At 70.4% G+C, this 17,675-nt stretch carries 9 protein-coding genes; 7 read left to right on the forward strand and 2 right to left on the reverse strand.

What is annotated here, in order from left to right; translation table 11 throughout:
• The first annotated feature begins 198 nt into the window (after positions 1 to 198).
• From B1H55_RS10890 to B1H55_RS10905, 4 genes are all read left to right on the forward strand, one after another.
• Positions 199 to 1,098, forward strand: coding sequence for a phosphatase PAP2 family protein (locus B1H55_RS10890; protein WP_073454143.1), 900 nt, complete (start codon positions 199 to 201; stop codon positions 1,096 to 1,098).
• Positions 1,099 to 1,511: 413 nt separating this feature from the next.
• A complete protein-coding gene (locus B1H55_RS10895; protein WP_077240623.1) occupies positions 1,512 to 5,699 on the forward strand; it encodes a DUF5979 domain-containing protein in 4,188 nt (1,395 codons plus the stop codon).
• A 71-nt stretch (positions 5,700 to 5,770) separates the two neighbouring features.
• Positions 5,771 to 7,432, forward strand: a complete 1,662-nt coding sequence (locus B1H55_RS10900) for a SpaH/EbpB family LPXTG-anchored major pilin (protein WP_073454145.1) — start codon at positions 5,771 to 5,773, stop codon at positions 7,430 to 7,432.
• A gap of 124 nt (positions 7,433 to 7,556) precedes the next feature.
• Complete coding sequence (locus tag B1H55_RS10905; protein ID WP_307190142.1) at positions 7,557 to 8,765, forward strand: class C sortase; 1,209 nt, start codon at positions 7,557 to 7,559, stop codon at positions 8,763 to 8,765.
• Between the two features lie 107 nt (positions 8,766 to 8,872).
• Here B1H55_RS10905 and B1H55_RS10910 read toward each other — a convergent pair whose 3' ends face one another.
• Entirely contained in the window at positions 8,873 to 10,546 is a 1,674-nt protein-coding gene (locus B1H55_RS10910; RefSeq protein ID WP_172575557.1) for a sensor histidine kinase, read from the reverse strand.
• Entirely contained in the window at positions 10,543 to 11,337 is a 795-nt protein-coding gene (locus B1H55_RS10915; RefSeq protein WP_080461736.1) for a response regulator transcription factor, read from the reverse strand. The genes B1H55_RS10910 and B1H55_RS10915 overlap by 4 nt, the downstream gene beginning before the upstream one ends.
• Before the next feature lie 136 nt (positions 11,338 to 11,473).
• Between B1H55_RS10915 and B1H55_RS10920 the strand changes: the two genes are divergently transcribed.
• From B1H55_RS10920 to topA, 3 genes are all read left to right on the forward strand, one after another.
• Positions 11,474 to 12,826, forward strand: a complete 1,353-nt coding sequence (locus tag B1H55_RS10920) for a PAS domain-containing protein (protein ID WP_077240622.1) — start codon at positions 11,474 to 11,476, stop codon at positions 12,824 to 12,826.
• A gap of 234 nt (positions 12,827 to 13,060) precedes the next feature.
• A complete protein-coding gene (locus tag B1H55_RS10925) occupies positions 13,061 to 14,407 on the forward strand; it encodes a diguanylate cyclase (RefSeq protein WP_080461737.1) in 1,347 nt (448 codons plus the stop codon).
• Between the two features lie 140 nt (positions 14,408 to 14,547).
• Positions 14,548 to 17,505: a type I DNA topoisomerase gene (gene topA, locus B1H55_RS10930; protein WP_080461738.1), complete on the forward strand. Its 2,958-nt coding sequence runs from the start codon at positions 14,548 to 14,550 to the stop codon at positions 17,503 to 17,505.
• Positions 17,506 to 17,675 lie beyond the last annotated feature (170 nt).

A 17,675-nucleotide genomic window follows, 5' to 3' on the forward strand; every position in this document is an offset into this window, starting at 1 on the left:
CCACGCCCTCAAACAAGCCCTGAACAACCCCACCTACCACCCCACCACCTTGACACCCACAACATAGGAGCGCTGGTCCGCGGACCGGTCTCGATCGCCACTTCGACCGGTCTCGGCGAGAGGGGTGGGTGGCGCGCGCCACCGTGAATCGCTTGGCCCGGGCGCCACCGCGGCGCGGCCGGGCCTTAGCATCGTTGGATGCGATCCCTCCGACCGGCCCAGAGCCCTCCGGCGCGCCCTCGCGCCAGGGGCCTCTCCCTGGCGATCGCATGCTTCGCGGGCGTCGTCCTTCTGTGGTGGGCCTTCGTCGACACCCTGCCCGGCCAGTTCCTCGAGGCCGCCGCCCTGGCGGGCTCGGAGATCGGCTCGCACCGCGTGGACGGTCACGCGCGCGTCGTCCTCTCGGCCGTCTCGATGCCGGCGGCGGTGCTGCTCGTAGTGGTCATCCTGCTGGTCGGCCTGGCGCGCCGCAGTCGCCGCCGGGCCGCCTGGGCCGTGATCGCCGTCGTCGGGGCGAGCGCCAGCGCGCAGATCCTCAAGCACTGGATCCTCTCCCGCCCGGATCACGGCATCACCGCGCGCTGGGACAACGCCAACACGCTGCCCTCGGGGCACACGACGATCGCGGCCTCGGCGGCGGTCGCGCTCGTCCTCCTGGTGGACGCCCGCTGGCGGATCCTCGCGGCCTGGCTCGGGACGGCGATGACAGTGGCCATGGGCTACTCGACGCTGGTCTGCCAGTGGCACCGGCCGGCCGATGTCATGGCCGCCGTGCTGCTGGCGGCGGCCTGGGGCGCGCTCGCGGTGGTCGGCGGCGCGTGGAGCGGGGAGGGGCCCTCCTCCGGCTCGCCCCCCGACGGCGGCGGCGCCGATCGCGGTACCGGCCCGGCGCCGGCCCTGGCCGCCCTCGGGCTCCTCGGGGCGCTCTGCGCGGTCCTCGCCCTCGCCCTGGGCCTGTGGGTCCTGACCCGGATGGGCTCGCCCCTGGGCCGCTGGGAGTACTTCGCCTCCTATGCCACCGGCAGTGTCGCGCTGGTCGCGGTGAGCTGTCTGTCCATGGCCGCCCTCGTGGCGCTCATGCCCGACGACGACGCATAGGCCTCTCCTGGCGATCCCCTGGATCGCCTCAGGCGGTCGTCGTCGACCCGCCCTGGGCGCCGTTGGATGGTGGCGACGACGGCGATGGCCCGGCCCGCGCGCCGGCGGGGAGGGCAGGTCGCCGCCCCCGGCCGCACCGGCGCTCTGGCTCCATCCTCGACGGGACGTTAGTCCCTGACAGAGAGTCAGCTTGCTGCAAAAGACGATACAAAATTTTCGGGCGGATCGTTGGAAAGACGCCACTAAATCGTATTGTCCATTGGGTTTTGCGGCTCCGGCGAGATGACAGCGTGATGTATCGATACAGCAAACTCTGATGCTGAGTAGAGGTGAGCCTGCCTAGTCTTGTACGAGCACGTCATCGTGGTGTCCGCTTCCCCGGCGGCCCCCGGTTCCCAACAGAACGGTTCCCCATGCTCGCCAGATCCGTCTACGCGGCACATCATGCCCGGAAACGCTCCGCAGTCCTCCTCGCCCTCCTGTGCGCGGCCGCCATGGTCATGGCCACCGCTATCACCGCTGTCACCGCCGCCACCTGGTCCGGCGCGGGCGCGCAGGCCGCCCAGACGCAGATCACGGTGCCGCTCGGCCAGACCTCGGTGACGCTGTCCGATGTGCGCAATGTCGAGGGCACGGGCCTTCTGACCGGGCGCCCGCCGGAAGAGGTGGCAACCCAGGTCACCTGTGTGCGCTACTCCCCGCAGGGCGCCACTTATTCCACCGGCACAGTCACCGGGGCCTCCGGGCAGTATGCCGCCGTCGGCTACGGCACGGACAGCGCCCCTTGCCCGATCGGCTACCGAGGTGAGCCGCCTCATGGCACGCAGTCCTCCATGGGATTCCTGCCCGGCTCCTCCGCGACGGTCAACGCGGGCGATGTCTTCCTCGTGGGCACCATGCGCCACTACAACACCGACGTGAGCACCTTCGGTGACAGCATCACCAACCCGGGCAAGGTTGATGGTCCCGGGACCACCTATTACGGCGACCTGGAGATCACCACGGCGGGAGGCCAGATCAGCACGAACTTCCCCTGGAAGGAGATCGATACCTCTAACTCCCAGTGCTACACCCGGCTCGACGAGAACGGTGAGATCATCGTCGGCGAGGCCAAGGGGGCGCCCACGAAGTACGCGGCTGACTCCAGCGGCAATATCGGCCCCGCCTCCGTCGCCGGCCCGTACAAGTACGCCTTCAATGCGCAGGGCCAGGTGGACACTTCGAAGGTGATCTACAACGACTACTCCATCGGCGGGCTCACCTTCGGCAAGGGTCAGGGCTTCTACGACAAGAAGGGCCGGGACTGCACCGTCGACCAGCTGACCATCGCCTCCGACCGCTCGACGTCGTCGTGGACCGACCCGGACACGGGCATCCAGTACAAGCTGCGCTTGTGGGGCTTCGTCAACAACGGCGCCGACCCCACCTGCAAGGTGAGCCCGGATGTGGCCACCGCCGCCCTGGAGGACCGCTTCCTCACCCAGGAGGGCGGCACGACCACCTACGGCTGCCTCTACGGTTCGCTGGAGCAGGTGCGCCCGGTGACCCTCAAGAAGCAGGTGGACACGGCTGACTCCCTCCAGGCGAGCACCGCGATCCCCACCTTCTCCTTCTCCAACATCTCCGACCCCGGCACCTGGGGCGCGCAGTCCTGGGAGACGCCGTCGGCTCTGAAGCCCACGGGCTGGGGGGAGGCGGGCGCCGCCACGGATCCGACGCGCTATGAGCTCCTCGCCCCCAACGACGCCGCCAAGCTCAAGGAGGAGGCTGCCAGCCCCGCCTATTCCCCGACGCGCTCGGGCTGGAAGCTGACGGGGGTGACCTGCACCTACGGCTCGGACAAGAAGCCGCTCCTGCGCAAGGACGGTCAGCGCCTCGATCAGTCCAACGCGGTGGACCTCACCGCCGGCACACTCCGGCTCGATGAGACCGAGCTCGCCCGCAGCCTGGATGAGGCGGCGATCACCTGCACCTGGCACAACGAGTACCTGGCTAACTCGTTCCTGACCCTCGTCAACAAGGTCGACGGCGGCTCCGCGACCCCGGGCCAGTGGACCCTCACCGCCGCGCGCACCCAGGGCGGCGGCTCGCCGATCACCGGCACCACCGGCTCGGCAGCGGTGACGAACGTGAGCGTCACCTCCGGCTCCTACACCCTGTCCACCTCCAAGGTGGAGGGCTACGGCGACGCCGAGTGGGCCTGCGTCAACACGGATACCTCCCAGTCCGTCCCGGTGAAGGACTCCCAGGTCTCCATCCCCGCCGATGCGAAGGTGACGTGCACGGCCACCCAGCGGCCCGCCGCCCGCACCCTGTCCTTCTCCAAGGTCATCACCGGCGCGAGCGATGGCACCGACCGCACGGACTTCCAGCTCACCTACTCCTGCGCGAAGCCCGGCGGCACGCCCGTGAACGGCACCGCAACGGTCACCAGCGGCGGCAACCAGGTGGAATCCAAGCCCGTCCCGGTGGGCGCCACCTGCACGGTGACCGAGGAGGCGCTGCAGAACGCCTGGCTCAAGGCCCCCGGCTCGGGCACCTTCTCCTGGACCACTCCCATCGGCTTCCACGTCTCCGACGACGCCGTCGCTGTGGCGACAACCCCTGCCGCCGATGCCGACCGCGGGGTGTCCTTCACGGTTCCCGTGGGCACGGGCCCCGTCAACGTCGGCGTGACGAACACGCTCGCCGCGCACGCGGGCGTGACCAAGACCTTCGAGGGCTCGGTTCGTGCTCAGGATGTCAATGGCCTTCCCAGCTACGACCAGACCTACCGCGTGACGGTGACCAACCCCTCCATCGCCACGGCACTGACCTACTCCCTCGCGGACGCGCCCACCGCCCCGGCCGGCACGACGATCAACTCCGCGAAGATCAGCGGTGGTCCCCTGGCCGCGCCAGTAGCAGTGCAGGCACCCGCCTTCTCCTACCAGTCCGGCGAGGTCGAGCTGGCGGCCGGCACCACGCACACCTACACCGTGGTGGTCAATGTGACCGCCCCCGACGCCGGGCTCCCCGGCATCGGCGCGGGCGGCACCTGCGACGCCACCGCCGTGGACGGCGGCAAGGCCGTGCGCAACGAGGCCGCCGTCACCACCAAGGGCGACGCCGACGCCGTGAAGGCCAGCGCCTGCGGGATCGTGCCCGCCACGCCGCGCTTCGCCGTGGCCAAGACCGGCACCGAGGTGGTGCGGGGCGCCGACGGCTCCTTCACCGCCGGGTACACCGTCACCGTCAACAACACCTCGCAGGTGGCCTCGAGGATCGTCGAGGACGTCGTCGACACCCCGGCCTTCCCCGCCGGCGCGACGATCTCCTCGATCACGGTCAGCGAGGCCGGCACCGTGACCTCGACCAGCGGCGCCGTGCCCGCCGGCGGGTCGGTCACCCTGGCCGCCAAGAACACGGGCAGTGAGCTCGCCGCCGCCCCGGCGCCCGGCGGCAAGGGCGGCAGCCGCACCCTCACCGTCCAGGTCGCCTTCACGGTGGATCCCAATGCTCAGGGCTACACCGCCACCGATTACACCTGTGGCGCCACACGCGCCGACGGCAAGCCCTCCGGCCTGGTCAACGCCGTGTCCATGACGGGCGACACCGACGGCGAGAACAACAACACCGGCTGCGTCACCGCCAAGGAGCAGCTCGCCTTCTCCAAGACCGTGGAGAGCGAGGCGAGCGGCCAGGGGAGCACTCTCAGCGTGTCCTACCGGATCTCCGCAGTGAATATGGGCGCCCTGCCCTCCTCCACGGGCCGAGTGCTCGACCGCCCCGACTTCGCGCCGGGCCTGCGGATCACGGGTGCCACGCTCGCCGATGCCGGCGGTACTGCGGCGCCGATCACCGCCCAGGGCGATGGCTCCTACGAGATCACGGCCGGCCGGTCCGTCGCCTCGGGGGAGGCCGCCGCATGGATCCTCACGTTCAACGTCACCGTCGACCCGGGTGCCGCCGACTATGACGAGTCCGCCCTGGCCTGCTCGAAGGATGGCGCCGGCGCCTTCGTGCCGAAGCACGGGCTCCTCAACCGCCTGAGCCTCGAGGCGGGCAAGAACAGCGCGGGCAAGAGCGGTGATGAGGCTGCATGCTCCTCCGTGTCCCCGAATGCGGGCAAGCGGGCGCTCACCATCGTCAAGACGGGCAGTCAGGGCAATCTGGCCGGCGCCGCCTTCGATATCTACCCCACCGATCCCTCCGTCCCCGGTGCTGTCAAGATCGCCGACGGCGTCGTGGACGCCGGAGGTGACCGCGGAGTCTTCACCACGGCGGCTCTGACGATCAACCGCGAGTACTGGCTCGTGGAGACGAAGGCCCCGGCCGGGCACCAACTCCTGGCCAACCCGGTGCGCATTCGCGTGACTGACACGGATATCACCGTACTCAACGGGAATGAGCTCGGTGTGTCCACCGCCGTGGCATCCGCGTCGGATGCCGCCTCCGGCATCACCAACACCCTGACGATCAAGGATATTGAGGCGGCCACTCTGCCCCTGTCCGGTGGTCACGGGATCATTCCGAATGTGCTTGTGGCCGTCCTCGCGATTGGTGCCGCTTGTACACTCACTATGTTCTCCTTCATCAGGCGTCGGAACGCGTCTCGATGAGGGCAATGGCTCGGCCTTCCCGGGTCTGAGTTCCCCATCCATCCCTTCATCCACGAGATACCGGAGATACCATGAGTTCCCAGAGGATGCGCCGAGGCGCCGGATTCTTCGCCGCCGCCTGCGCGGCGAGCGCGCTCGTTGTTCCGAGCGCTCTGGCGGCCCCAGCTGACCCGAATCAGCCTGCCGCGGCGACCGTTCAGAAGGACGCCGACACGACTCTCACCATTCACAAGTGCGAGCAGACCGACACCAATGGCACTGCTGCCGGCACGGGTTTGCAGCAGGCTCCGGCTGACTGCAACGCGATGGAGGGCGTGACCTACAAGATCACGAAGCTCGATTATGATCTGAGCACTCAGGAGGGCTGGACCCAGCTCGCAGCTGCGAACGGCGACGTCAACACGGCGAGCGCCGCCCATAAGACCAATACCTCCTTTGAGGATAAGACCACTGCGAATGGTTCCCTCACCTTCGACGCCAACAAGACCGATGTCGGCGCCTACCTCGTCCAGGAGATCAGCACCACCGGCGCCAAGGTTCACCGTGGTGGTGCGACCGAGGACGTCAAGGGCGCTATTCCCGGCGCGGACTTCATCGTCACCCTCCCGATGACGAGCCCGGGCAACACCAATGCTTGGAACTACGACGTCCACGTCTACCCGAAGAACACCCTCTCCGGCATCGAGAAGAAGGTTGTGGACACCGGCAAGGCCTCCGGCTCCGGGAACAGCCTCGAGTACACCATTGACGCCGCCATCCCGAAGGTGAATGTCGCCGGTGGCGAGACGATCAAGCGATTCAACGTCATCGACCAGCTCGACCCCCGTGTTCAGAAGGGGACGGGCGCGGATCAGCTCAACCCGCGCGTCGCGATCGTCGGGAAGAATGCTCAGGCGCTCGCTGCTAACACGGATTACACCGTCACGGTCGCTGCGGGCAATGATGGCAAGAACTACCTCACGGTTGAGTTCACTGCTGATGGTCTGACCAAGATCGCGACCGCCCGCGCCAACGGCGACAACACCACGAAGGTCCAGGTGATCCTCACCGCCACCTTCGCCGCTGACACGAGCCTCGACGGCGGTATCTCCAACACCGCGTTCCTCATTCCCTCGGACTCCCCCGAGTTCAACTGGGACAAGGACCACCCGACCACTCCTGGAAACAACGTTCCGAGCACCGACCCCGTCGTGAGCAAGTACGGCAAGGTCGAGCTGAGCAAGAAGGGTTCGGACACCAACAACCTGCTCCCGGGCGCCGAGTTCCAGCTCTACCAGTGCACGTGGGACGGCAACAACGACACCACTCCGCAGCTGAGGGACTCCGACACCACTGACGCGACCGCCCTCACGCCGCTCACGGTGAAGAACGCCAGCACCTTCATCACCCAGGGCGACGGCAAGGTCGTCGTCGACGCCCTGCGCGCCAACGACTGGGAGAACGGTGCCACCAAGGTCCTGACCAACGACGACTACTACTGCTTCGTCGAGACCAAGGCCCCCGAGGGCTACACCCTCCAGGCCGAGCCGGTCCCCTTCCAGATCCTCGCCGCCTCCGCAGAGAACACGAATGAGATGAAGGGTGTGGAGATCACCGACGTCCCGAAGAACGCGGGCTTCCACCTGCCGCTCACCGGTGCCTCCGGCGTCGTCTTCCTCACGGTCGTCGGCGGGGTCCTCGTCCTGGCCGGCGCCGGCATCGCCTACGCGAACAAGCGCCGTCAGAACCACTGATGACCACCGATATCCACTGACAGGCGCTGACACCGCCTGAGCAACCCGGTGCCGGGGAGGCGATCCCTCGCCTCCCCGGCACCGGGGCGCGTTCAACCCGCCCCCACCCGTCCAGGAGCAGCAGATGAGCACCGACCTCGACGCCCCCACCGCGCTGCGGTCAGCCGACCCCGAGGCATCACGCCCCTCACGCTGGCCCGGACGGCCCCTCAAAGAGCAGATGACAGGCGGCGTCCCGGACAACGACCTCACCGCCGCCGCCGAGGCCGCAGCGGCCACCGGAGCCGCCGGAGCCGAGGCCTCCGAGGGCGCCAACGCTGTCGAGGTCTCCTCCCACTCCCGCCGCCGACACGGCAAGCGCTGGGGCTCCCGCCGCCGCCTCATGACGATCCTGCCCGTGCTCCTCGTCCTCATCGGTGTCGGCGTGCTCATCTACCCCGTCGTCGCCACCCAGCACAACAACGCCGACCAGCAGCGCCTCGCGGACATGTACACCTCGCATGTCGAGGAGGCCGGCGAGGACGTCATCGCCCAGCAGCAGGCCGCGGCCGAGGAGTACAACGCCAACCTCGAATCCTCCCCGATCCTCGACCCCTGGCTCGAGTCCCAGCGCCCGGACACCCCCCAGTACCAGGAATACCTCGACCAGCTCAACATCGATGAGGTCATGGGCCGCATCGTCATCCCCTCCATCCACTCCGACCTGCCCATCTACCACGGCACGCAGACCGACACCCTCGCCAAGGGCATCGGGCACCTCTTCGGCACCTCCCTGCCCATCGGCGGCACCTCCACCCACTCCGTGCTCACCGGCCACACCGGCCTGGGCACCGCCACCCTCTTCGACCACCTCACCGACCTGAAGAAGGGTGACGCCTTCTACATCTCCGTGCTCGGCAAGACCCTCAAGTACGAGGTCACCGACATCCAAGTCGTCCTCCCGACCGAGACCGAATCGCTCAACCAGGTGCCGGGCCGCGACCTCGTCACCCTCATCACCTGCACCCCCTACGGCGTCAACACCCACCGTCTCCTCGTCACCGGCGAGCGCGTCCCCATGGACCCCACCACCGCCGACGCCGAGATCGCCGCCGCCACCCCCGCCCCCATGCAGACCTGGCAGGTCGTCATCATCTGGGCGGTCGCCATCATCCTGACCATCCTCGCCCTGTCCATCGCCACCGCCCTGTGGCGCCGTCGCCGCCGCGCCGCTGAGAAGACCGTCGACGCGCCCGCGTCGAAGGACGGCCCCGAGGAAGGGGCGGCGGCCGACGACGAGAGCGCCGCCGATGGCTCAGAGGCTTCGGCGGACCCTCCAACCGACGACTTGTAGGGGTTGCGGACGCGCCCGGGGGATGCGAACGCACCCCGGGGGCACGTCGACGACCCCGCCGCGCGTCCACAACCCCCGGGCACGTTGATCGCTCGCCCGCTCGCGCCCTACTCGACGTCGGCGGCGGGCAGCTCCACGGTGAACACCGTCCCGTGGTCGGCCTCATCCGTGCTGGACTCCACCGTGAGGGCGCCCCCGTGCGAGGCGACGATCGCCAGCGCGATCGACATGCCCAGACCGGTCGAGCCCGTGGAGCGCTCCCGGGAGGCGTCCCCTCGGGCGAATCGCACGAAGATGCGGTCCCGCATGGACTCCTCGATCCCCGGGCCGTTATCCGCCACCCGGATCACCAGGCGCTTGCCGTTCCGCTCCAGGGTGGTGGTCACGCGCGTCCCCGCGGGCGTGTGCACCCGGGCATTGGCCAGCAGGTTGACGACCACCTGGCGCAGGCGCGCCTCCTCGCCCTCCACGATCGCCGGAGCGGGCTCGAAGTCCTCCGCCTCCTCCTGGCTCGCGCCCTCCGGCGGATTCAGGATCGCCAGGTCGAGGGACCACTCGTGATCGGGGCCCGCCGCCTGGGCGTCGGCGACGGCGTCGACGAGGATGCCCACGAGGTCCACCTCCTCGCGCGCCACGGGACGGCCGGAGTCGAGCCTGGCCAGTAGGAGCAGGTCCTCGACGAGCGCCGTCATCCGCAGGGACTCGGAGTGGACCCGGTCCAGCGCATAGGAGGCCTCCTCCGAGAGCGCGGGCGACCCCGCCGCCCCGCTCCCCCCGCCGGGAGCGCCCGATCCTCCGGGGACCCCGCCCTCCCCGCTCCCGCGCCGGATGAGCTCGGTGTACCCGCGGATCGATGCCAGGGGGGTGCGCAACTCGTGGGAGGCGTCGGCGACGAACTGGCGCACCTGCGTCTCCGAGCGCTGACGCGCCGCCAGAGCGGCCTCGACATGCCCCAGGAGCGTATTGAGAGCACCACCGACCTGGCCGACCTCCTGCGAGGTCGCCAGGTCGGTGTCGTCCACCCGCTCGTCGATGCTCACCTCGCCGTGGGCCAGGGGCAGGGAGGCGACGCGCTCGGCCGTGGACGCCACCCGCTCCAGGGGGGCGAGCGAGGAGCGCACCAGGGCGCGGCCGCTGAACGCCGCGATCGCCGCCCCGGCCAGGGCGATGAGCGCCACGAAGAGGATCTGGCCGCGCACCAGGTCGTTGTCCTCCTCCATGGACAGGCCGGTGATCACCCTGTCCCCGGTGCGGCTGTCGCGCCCCACGAGCACCCTGTAGTCGCCGAGCGAGTCGATGCGCACGCTCACCGGCTCGCCGGTCTCCTCCAGGGCCAGGAGGGAGGAGACCTCCGCGGCGCTCAGCGCGCAGTAGGTGCCGTCACCGCGGATGTAGCCGGCCGTGATCGTGCGGGAGGCCGAGCCCGGGTCACCGCCGGCCGTCTGCGCGTCGGTGACGACGGCGGTCAGCGTCCCCACCCGCTGCCCCGCCGCGTCCAGCCCCTTGGGGACCGGGGGGTCGTCGTCATCGGGGGGCACGGGGTGGGTGTCGTCATCCGGCTCGTCCTCATCGGGGGCCACCGTCGGGACCTGCCCGGAGGCGTCCCCGTGGCGCCGGAACTCGGCGCGGCTCGCCGCCGCCCGCACCTGGCTGTCGAGGCGGTCGATGAGGCCGCTGCGCAGGGAGAGCGTGGAGATGGCGCCGATGACGGCGGCCATGACGAGGACGATGCCCAGGACGCCCGCGACCAGGCGCGCCCGCAGGCTGCGGGGCCTGCTCACCCCTGGGCCCCGGCGCTCGCGCCGCCCGGGCCCGCTGAGCTCATCGCGCCCTCGGAGCCCTCCGGGGCCTCGGCGGGCTTGAGGACGTAGCCCACGCCGCGCATCGTGTGGATCATCGGCTCGCGGCCCTTGTCGATCTTGCGGCGCAGGTAGGAGATGTAGAGCTCGACGATGTTCGCCTGGCCGCCGAAGTCGTAGTTCCACACCCGGTCCAGGATCTGGGGCTTGGACAGCACGCGGCGGGGGTTGCGCATGAGGAAGCGCAGCAGCTCGAACTCGGTGGCGGTCAGGCGTATCTCGGTGTCGCCGCGCCAGACCTCGTGGGAGTCCTCGTCCATGCGCAGGTCGCCGACCGTCAGGACATTGGCCGGCTCGGCGGCCGAGGCCCCGGAGCGGCGCAGCAGGGCGCGCAGCCGGGCCACCACCTCCTCCAGGGAGAAGGGCTTGGTGACGTAGTCGTCGCCCCCGGCGGTCAGGCCGGCCACGCGGTCCTCGACCGCGTCCTTGGCGGTGAGGAAGAGCACGGGGACGCCAGGGGTGTGGCCGTGGATCCGGCGCATGACCTCCAGCCCATCGAAGTCGGGCAGCATGATGTCCAGGACCACGACGTCGGGCTGGATCTCCTTGGCGGCGCGCACCGCGGCCACGCCCGTGCCGGCGGTCGTCACCTCCCATCCCTCGTAGCGGAGGGCGGACGCCAGGAGGTCGGCGAGCATCTGCTCATCGTCGACGACGAGGACGCGCACCGGTGAGCCATCGGCTCGGGTCAAGGGCTCGGCGGGAGTGCTCATGCCCCTATCCAACACTCCGAGCCTGTGCCGGCGCTGTGAAACTGTGATCATTTTCAGGGGAACTCAGGCTGTCCTCACTTGGAGGGGGTGGGGCAGGATGGGGCCGATCCCTTATACCCTGAAGGAAGCAACTCCAGTGGAAACGATCATCGGGAACCGCCGCCATTTCGACGCCGAGGACGTGTTCTTCTCCTCGACGGACGACAAAGGCGTCATTCGCAGCGCGAACGAGACATTCCTTCAGTTGGCGCGCTATCCGCGCGAGGAGATGATCGGCGCCCCGCACAACATCATCCGCCATGACGACATGCCGGGCGGCCTGTTCAAACTCATGTGGGACGATCTCACCGCGGGCCGCCCCGTGGGCGCGTATGTGCTCAACCGCGCCAAGGACGGGCTCGACTACTGGGTGTTCGCCACCGTGACCCCGACCTCCAGCGGCTACGTCTCCGTGCGCACCAAGCCCCTGGACGACGCCGTCTTCGCCACGATCGGCGAGGTGTACGGCCGGGTGCGCGCCGCTGAGCGCGAGCGCATGGACTCGGGCGCCAACCGCCGCGAGGCCGCCGAGCACGGCGCCGGGCTGCTCGCGGAGGAGCTGGCCTCCCTCGGCTACGACACCCTCGCCGCCTTCGGACGGGCGAGCCTGGCCTCGGAGGCCCAGCGCCTTCTCGCCGAGGGGGTGAGGGTCCCCGTGCGCGAGGAGGCCGAGGGTCCCGCGGCTGAGATCCTGCGCGGCGCCCGCCGTGTTGAGGCCTCGTCCGACAGCCTCGTGGACCGCATCGGGGACTTCCGCGAGGTCGTCTCCGCCCTGGGCTCCTGGCTCGACGGCGCGGAGTCCATCCGCGACCGCGCCCAGCGCACCGCCGCGCTCATGCGGACCCTGACCAGCAAGGACCCGGAATCATCGGTGCCCGGACTGGCCGAGCGGATCATCGAGCGCTCCGAGCGGGCGGCCACCGCCGTCACCGGTCTGAAGGACTCCGTGGCCTCCTTCGCCGACGCCATGGAGTCGATGGCCTTCAGCGCCGCGCTCATCCGCCTGCACACCCTCGTGCTGGGCGCCTACGCCGCCTCCGTCGTCGGCGGGGCCGAGGCCGACGCCCCCACCGCCATGCGCGAGCTCGTGCAGGGCCTCGAGGCGGACCTGGGCTCCCTGGACTCGGTGCGGGGCGTCGTCGAGACCCGGATCGGCGAGCTCGAGTCGGCCATGGCCTCCGTCGTCTCCGACCTCGATCGGACGCGCCGCCCCTACGACCGCTGGCTGCGCGCGCTCACTGATGAGGGCGGCGTCCTCATCGACGGCGCCGAGGGCGACGTCGAGGCCCTCATGGAGGAGGCCGGCTCCCTCTCCGAGCGGGGCTACCCGGAGATGAGCGACCTGGCGAACCTCGCCGGGCGCTACCGGGGCCTCGACCTGAGCACCGACGACGAGGCCCTGGGCGGCGCCGTCGAGCGGATCCGGGCCGCCCTGGCCGGGCTCGACTGAGCACGGCGGGGCGCGGTCGGGCTCGACTGAGCACGGCGGGGTCCGGCTGGGCCGGTGCAGTGATCAGCGCGACAGCCCGCTCCGCTTGGGTAACGATTCGGTAGCAGTATTGAGTAGTTTCGCAGGACGCTGTGTCCGAAAAGCGACCTTCGTTGATAGATTCCCATCCTGTCGGTCGACGTCTCCCCGCGCTCGTCGGCTTCTTCCCTGGGACAGCAGCAAAGGACATCTACGATGGAATCGCAGATCGGCTACGAGAGATTCTTCGACCCTGAGGACATCTTCTTCTCGACCACCGGCCCCAAAGGAGTGATCCGTCGTACGAATCGGACCTTCGACTCCCTGTCGCGCTACTCGCGGGAGCGCCTCCAGCGCGCACCGCACAATATCGTCCGCCATTTGGATATGCCCGCCGGCCTGTTCAAGCTCATGTGGGACGACCTGGGCGCCGGGCGGCCCGTGAGCGCCTATGTCCTCAACCGCGCCGCCGACGGCGTCGACTACCGCGTCTTCGCCACCATCGTTCCGATCCACGACGGCTTCCTCTCCGTGCGCACCAAGCCCCTGTGCGGAGACACCCAGCGCGCCGTCGAGGAGGCCTACCGCCGTGTGCGGACCCGTGAGCGCGAGTTCGCCGGCCGGGGCGCCTCCCGCTCCCAGATCGGTGAGATGGGCGCCGTCGAGCTCGCCGCCGAGCTGGCGGGCATGGGATACCCCGCGCTCATCGACGCCACCCGCGCCCTCCTGCCCGCGGAGGTCAGCGCCCTGGTCTCCGCCGGCGTGCGCGTCCCCGACGCCGCGGGCGTGAGCGGGCCCGTCGCGGACATCCTGCGCGCCGCCGCGGGCCTCGAGCGCTCCACCAACCGCCTCGTCTTCCAGCTCGAGGAGTACTTCAGGCTCCTGGGCTCCCTGGAGGGCACGAGGGACTCGATGATCCAGGTCGCCGAGCGCGTCGAGCTGACCGGCCGAGTGCTGGGGGCCCAGGCCCGCACCTCCTGGCAGCGCACGCGCAGCGATGAGATCGCCGAGCGCGTCGTCGAGCTGTCCGGACAGGCCGCCCCCGCCCTGCGAGCGCTGCCGCAGCGGATGAGCGCGGTGCGTGACGGCGTCCTCGACCTGCGCTTCTCCGTGGCCCTCATGCGGCTCATGACCCTCATGGTCGGGCGCTTCTCCCGGTCCATCCTCGACGGCAGCGAGGAGGACCCGATCGGCTCCATCTCCGACCTGTGCGAGGCCCTGGACTCCGTCGTCGGCGCCATGGGGGCCGTCTGCGCCCGCGCGCGCCAGGCCGCGGAGGCCCTCGACGCCGATCTGCGCGCCGTCACCCCGCAGATCGACCGGATCACCCGGCGCACCCGCCAGTGGGTGGACGACAGGACCGCGGCGCGCGCCGTCGACCCCGCCGACACCATCGACCGGGACATGCGGGAGGTCCGCGCCTTCGCCCAGCAGGGTGCGCCCGAGGTGCGTCCGATGGCGGCCCTGGCCGCCGAATGCCGCACGATCGACCTCCCGTTCGACTCCGCCGCCGCCCACCAGCTCATCGGCTCCATCATCACGGCGCTCGGCCAACTGTCCTGACTGCGAGCGCGCCTCCGGCCGGGCGGGGCCGGCCGAGCGCCGATGGGTTAGAGTCGGCTCGGGCGCCCGCACACGGGCGTCGAGGTCGTGCCGTCCACCGATGCGCGCGCGGCGCCCCGAACGTCGCAGGAAGGTTCCCCGTGCCCCGCAAGCTCGTCATCGTCGAGTCCCCGAACAAGGTCCGCTCGATCGCCGGATACCTGGGCCCCGATTTCGATGTCGAGGCCTCCGTGGGCCATATCCGCGACCTCGCCCAGCCCTCCGAGCTCCCGGCCAAGGAGAAGAAGGGCCCCTACGGGCGCTTCGCCGTCGACGTCGAGGACGGGTTCAAGCCGTACTACGTCGTCAACCCGGACAAGAAGAAGACCGTCACTGCGCTTAAGAAGGCCCTCAAGGAGGCCGACGAGCTCTACCTGGCCACCGATGACGACCGCGAGGGCGAGGCCATCGCCTGGCACCTCCTGGAGGTCCTCAAGCCCAAGGTGCCGGTCAAGCGGATGACCTTCACCGAGATCACCAAGGAGGCCGTCACCCGCGCCCTGGACTCCACGCGGGACATCGACTCCCATCGCGTGGACGCCCAGGAGACCCGCCGCATCCTCGACCGGCTCGTCGGCTACGAGGTCAGCCCCGTCCTGTGGCGCAAGGTCCGCGCGGGCCTGTCCGCCGGGCGCGTGCAGTCCGTGGCCACCCGCCTCGTGGTGGAGCGCGAGCGCGAGCGCATGGCCTTCGTGCCCGCCGGCTACTGGGGCGTCGAGGCCGCGCTCACCACGGGCCTGAGCGGCCTCGACGCGGCCGCCCGCGCCGAGGGCTCTTTCACGGCCCGGCTGTCCGCCCTCGATGGACGCCGCGTGGCCACCGGGCGCGACTTCACCGATGGCGGCGAGCTGACGGAGTCGGCCCGCAAGGCGGGCACCGTCCACCTCCACGAGGGCGCGGCCAAAGCGATCGCCGAGGCCGTCATGCGCGCCGTCCCGCGCGTGGCCGAGGTGGAGGACAAGCCCTACAGGCGGCGCCCGGCCGCCCCCTTCACCACCTCCACCCTCCAGCAGGAGGCCTCCCGCAAGCTCCGCATGAACCCGCGCGAGACCATGCGCGTGGCCCAGGGCCTGTACGAGAACGGCTTCATCACCTACATGCGCACCGACTCCACGGTGCTCTCCGGCCAGGCCGTGGCCGCCGCCCGCGCGCAGGTCGCCGAGCTCTACGGGCCCGAGTACGTGCCCGCCAAGGCTCGCGTCTACGCCACGAAGACCAAGGGCGCTCAGGAGGCCCACGAGGCCATCCGGCCCGCCGGCGACCACTTCCGCACCCCCGCGCAGGTCAGCGGTGAGCTCAGCGGCGCGCAGTTCCGGCTCTACGAGCTCATCTGGAAGCGGACCGTCGCCTCCCAGATGGCCGACGCCGTCGGCTCCACCGCGACCGTCCGAGTGGAGGTGCCCCTGGCGCCCGCCGATGGCGGCTCGCGCGACTCCGGGCAGACCTTCTCCACCGCGTCCTTCACCGCCTCGGGCACCGTCATCACCTTCCGCGGCTTCCTGGCCGCCTACGAGGAGGGGCGCGACGCCGAGCGCTACTCCGAGGCCGCCGCGGGCAGTGTCGGTGGGGCCGGCGAGTCCGGCAGCGCCGGGGCGGGCGGCGCGGGCGGCGGTGCTGGCGCCGGTGGCGGGAGCGCGTCGTCGCGCGAGACGCGCCTGCCCGCCATGATCGCCGGGCAGGAGCTCGCGGCCCTCGGCGCCGAGGCCGCCGGGCACGAGACCACCCCGCCGCCGCGCTACACCGAGGCGTCCCTGGTCAAGGCACTGGAGGAGCGCGAGATCGGCCGCCCCTCCACCTACGCCGCCACGATGTCCACCATCTCCGATCGCGGCTACGTGGACCACCGGGGCCAGGCCCTCGTGCCCACCTGGCTGGCCTTCGCCGTCACGCGCCTGCTGGAGGAGAACTTCGCCGAGCTGGTGGACTACGACTTCACCGCCTCCATGGAGGCCGACCTCGACCGCATCGCCGCCGGGGAGGCGGACCGGGTCGCCTGGCTGACCCGCTTCTACTTCGGGGCCGACGGGACGGGCTCATCTGATGCCGCCGGGGCCGCGAGGGCCGCCGGGGCCGCGCAAGGCTCGGGGAGCACTGGGGGAGTGGGCCAGGATGGCGAGCGCAGCCTGCGCGCCATGCTCGACACGCTCGGCGAGATCGACGCCAGGGCCATCAACTCCGTGCCGATCGGCGAGGGCATGACCCTGCGCGTGGGCCGCTACGGCCCCTACCTGGAGTCCGAGGACGGCAAGCGCGCCAACGTGCCCGCCGACCTCGCCCCGGATGAGCTGACCGTCGAGCGCGCCCGTGAGCTCTTCGCCCGCGCCGCCGACGACGGTCGTGAACTCGGCGTCGACCCATCCACCGGCCATACGATCATCGCCAAGGACGGGCGCTACGGGCCCTACGTCACCGAGGTGCTGCCCGCCCCGGAGGGCGGGGCCGATGAGGAGGCGACGGCGTCGGGAGCGAAGAGGAAGCGGACCACGAAGAAGGCCGCCGGGCCCAAGCCGCGCACGGCGAGCCTGCTGAAGTCCATGGACCTGTCCACCGTCACCCTGGAGCAGGCGCTCGACCTGCTCAGCCTGCCGCGCGTGGTGGGCCAGGACGCCGAGGGCGTGGACATCACCGCGCAGAACGGGCGCTTCGGGCCCTACCTGAAGAAGGGGACGGACTCGCGCTCCCTGGCCTCCGAGGAGCAGATCTTCACGGTGACCCTGGAGGAGGCGCTCGCGCTCTTCGCCCAGCCCAAGACCCGCCGCGGCCAGGCCGCCGCGCGCGGGCCCCTGCGCGAGCTCGGCACGGATCCGACCACCGGCAAGCCCGTGGTCATCAAGGACGGGCGCTTCGGCCCCTACTTCACCGACGGCGAGACGAATGTGACGCTGCGCCGCGGTGACGACCCGGCCACCGTCACCCCCGAGCGCGCCTACGAGCTCCTCGCCGAGAAGCGCGCCAAGGGCCCGACCAAGAAGCGCACCACCCGCAAGACCGCCGCCAAGAAGACGACTGCCAAGAAGACTCCCTCCAAGAAGACCGCCGCGAAGAATACCGACTCATAACCGCCCCCAATCGCCGAGACCGGTCGAAAATGTCATCGAGACCGGTCCGGAGGACCAGCGCTCCTATGTTGTGGGTGTCAAGGTGGTGGGGTGGTAGGTGGGGTTGTTCAGGGCTTGTTTGAGGGCGTGGTGGAGGTTTCGGGCGACGGCGCGTTTGAGGCGTCGGGTGA

The sequence above is a fragment of the Actinomyces denticolens genome (assembly GCF_002072185.1).
GTDB lineage: Bacteria > Actinomycetota > Actinomycetes > Actinomycetales > Actinomycetaceae > Actinomyces > Actinomyces denticolens.

What these genes read in the sequence shown, in the direction of transcription:
- B1H55_RS10890 (WP_073454143.1), top strand. Translation starts at nt 199, where the DNA reads ATGCGATCCCTCCGACCGGCCCAGAGCCCTCCGGCGCGCCCTCGCGCC.
- B1H55_RS10895 (WP_077240623.1), top strand. Translation starts at nt 1,512, where the DNA reads ATGCTCGCCAGATCCGTCTACGCGGCACATCATGCCCGGAAACGCTCC.
- B1H55_RS10900 (WP_073454145.1), top strand. Translation starts at nt 5,771, where the DNA reads ATGAGTTCCCAGAGGATGCGCCGAGGCGCCGGATTCTTCGCCGCCGCC.
- B1H55_RS10905 (WP_307190142.1), top strand. Translation starts at nt 7,557, where the DNA reads ATGAGCACCGACCTCGACGCCCCCACCGCGCTGCGGTCAGCCGACCCC.
- B1H55_RS10915 (WP_080461736.1), bottom strand. Translation starts at nt 11,337, where the DNA reads ATGAGCACTCCCGCCGAGCCCTTGACCCGAGCCGATGGCTCACCGGTG.
- B1H55_RS10925 (WP_080461737.1), top strand. Translation starts at nt 13,061, where the DNA reads ATGGAATCGCAGATCGGCTACGAGAGATTCTTCGACCCTGAGGACATC.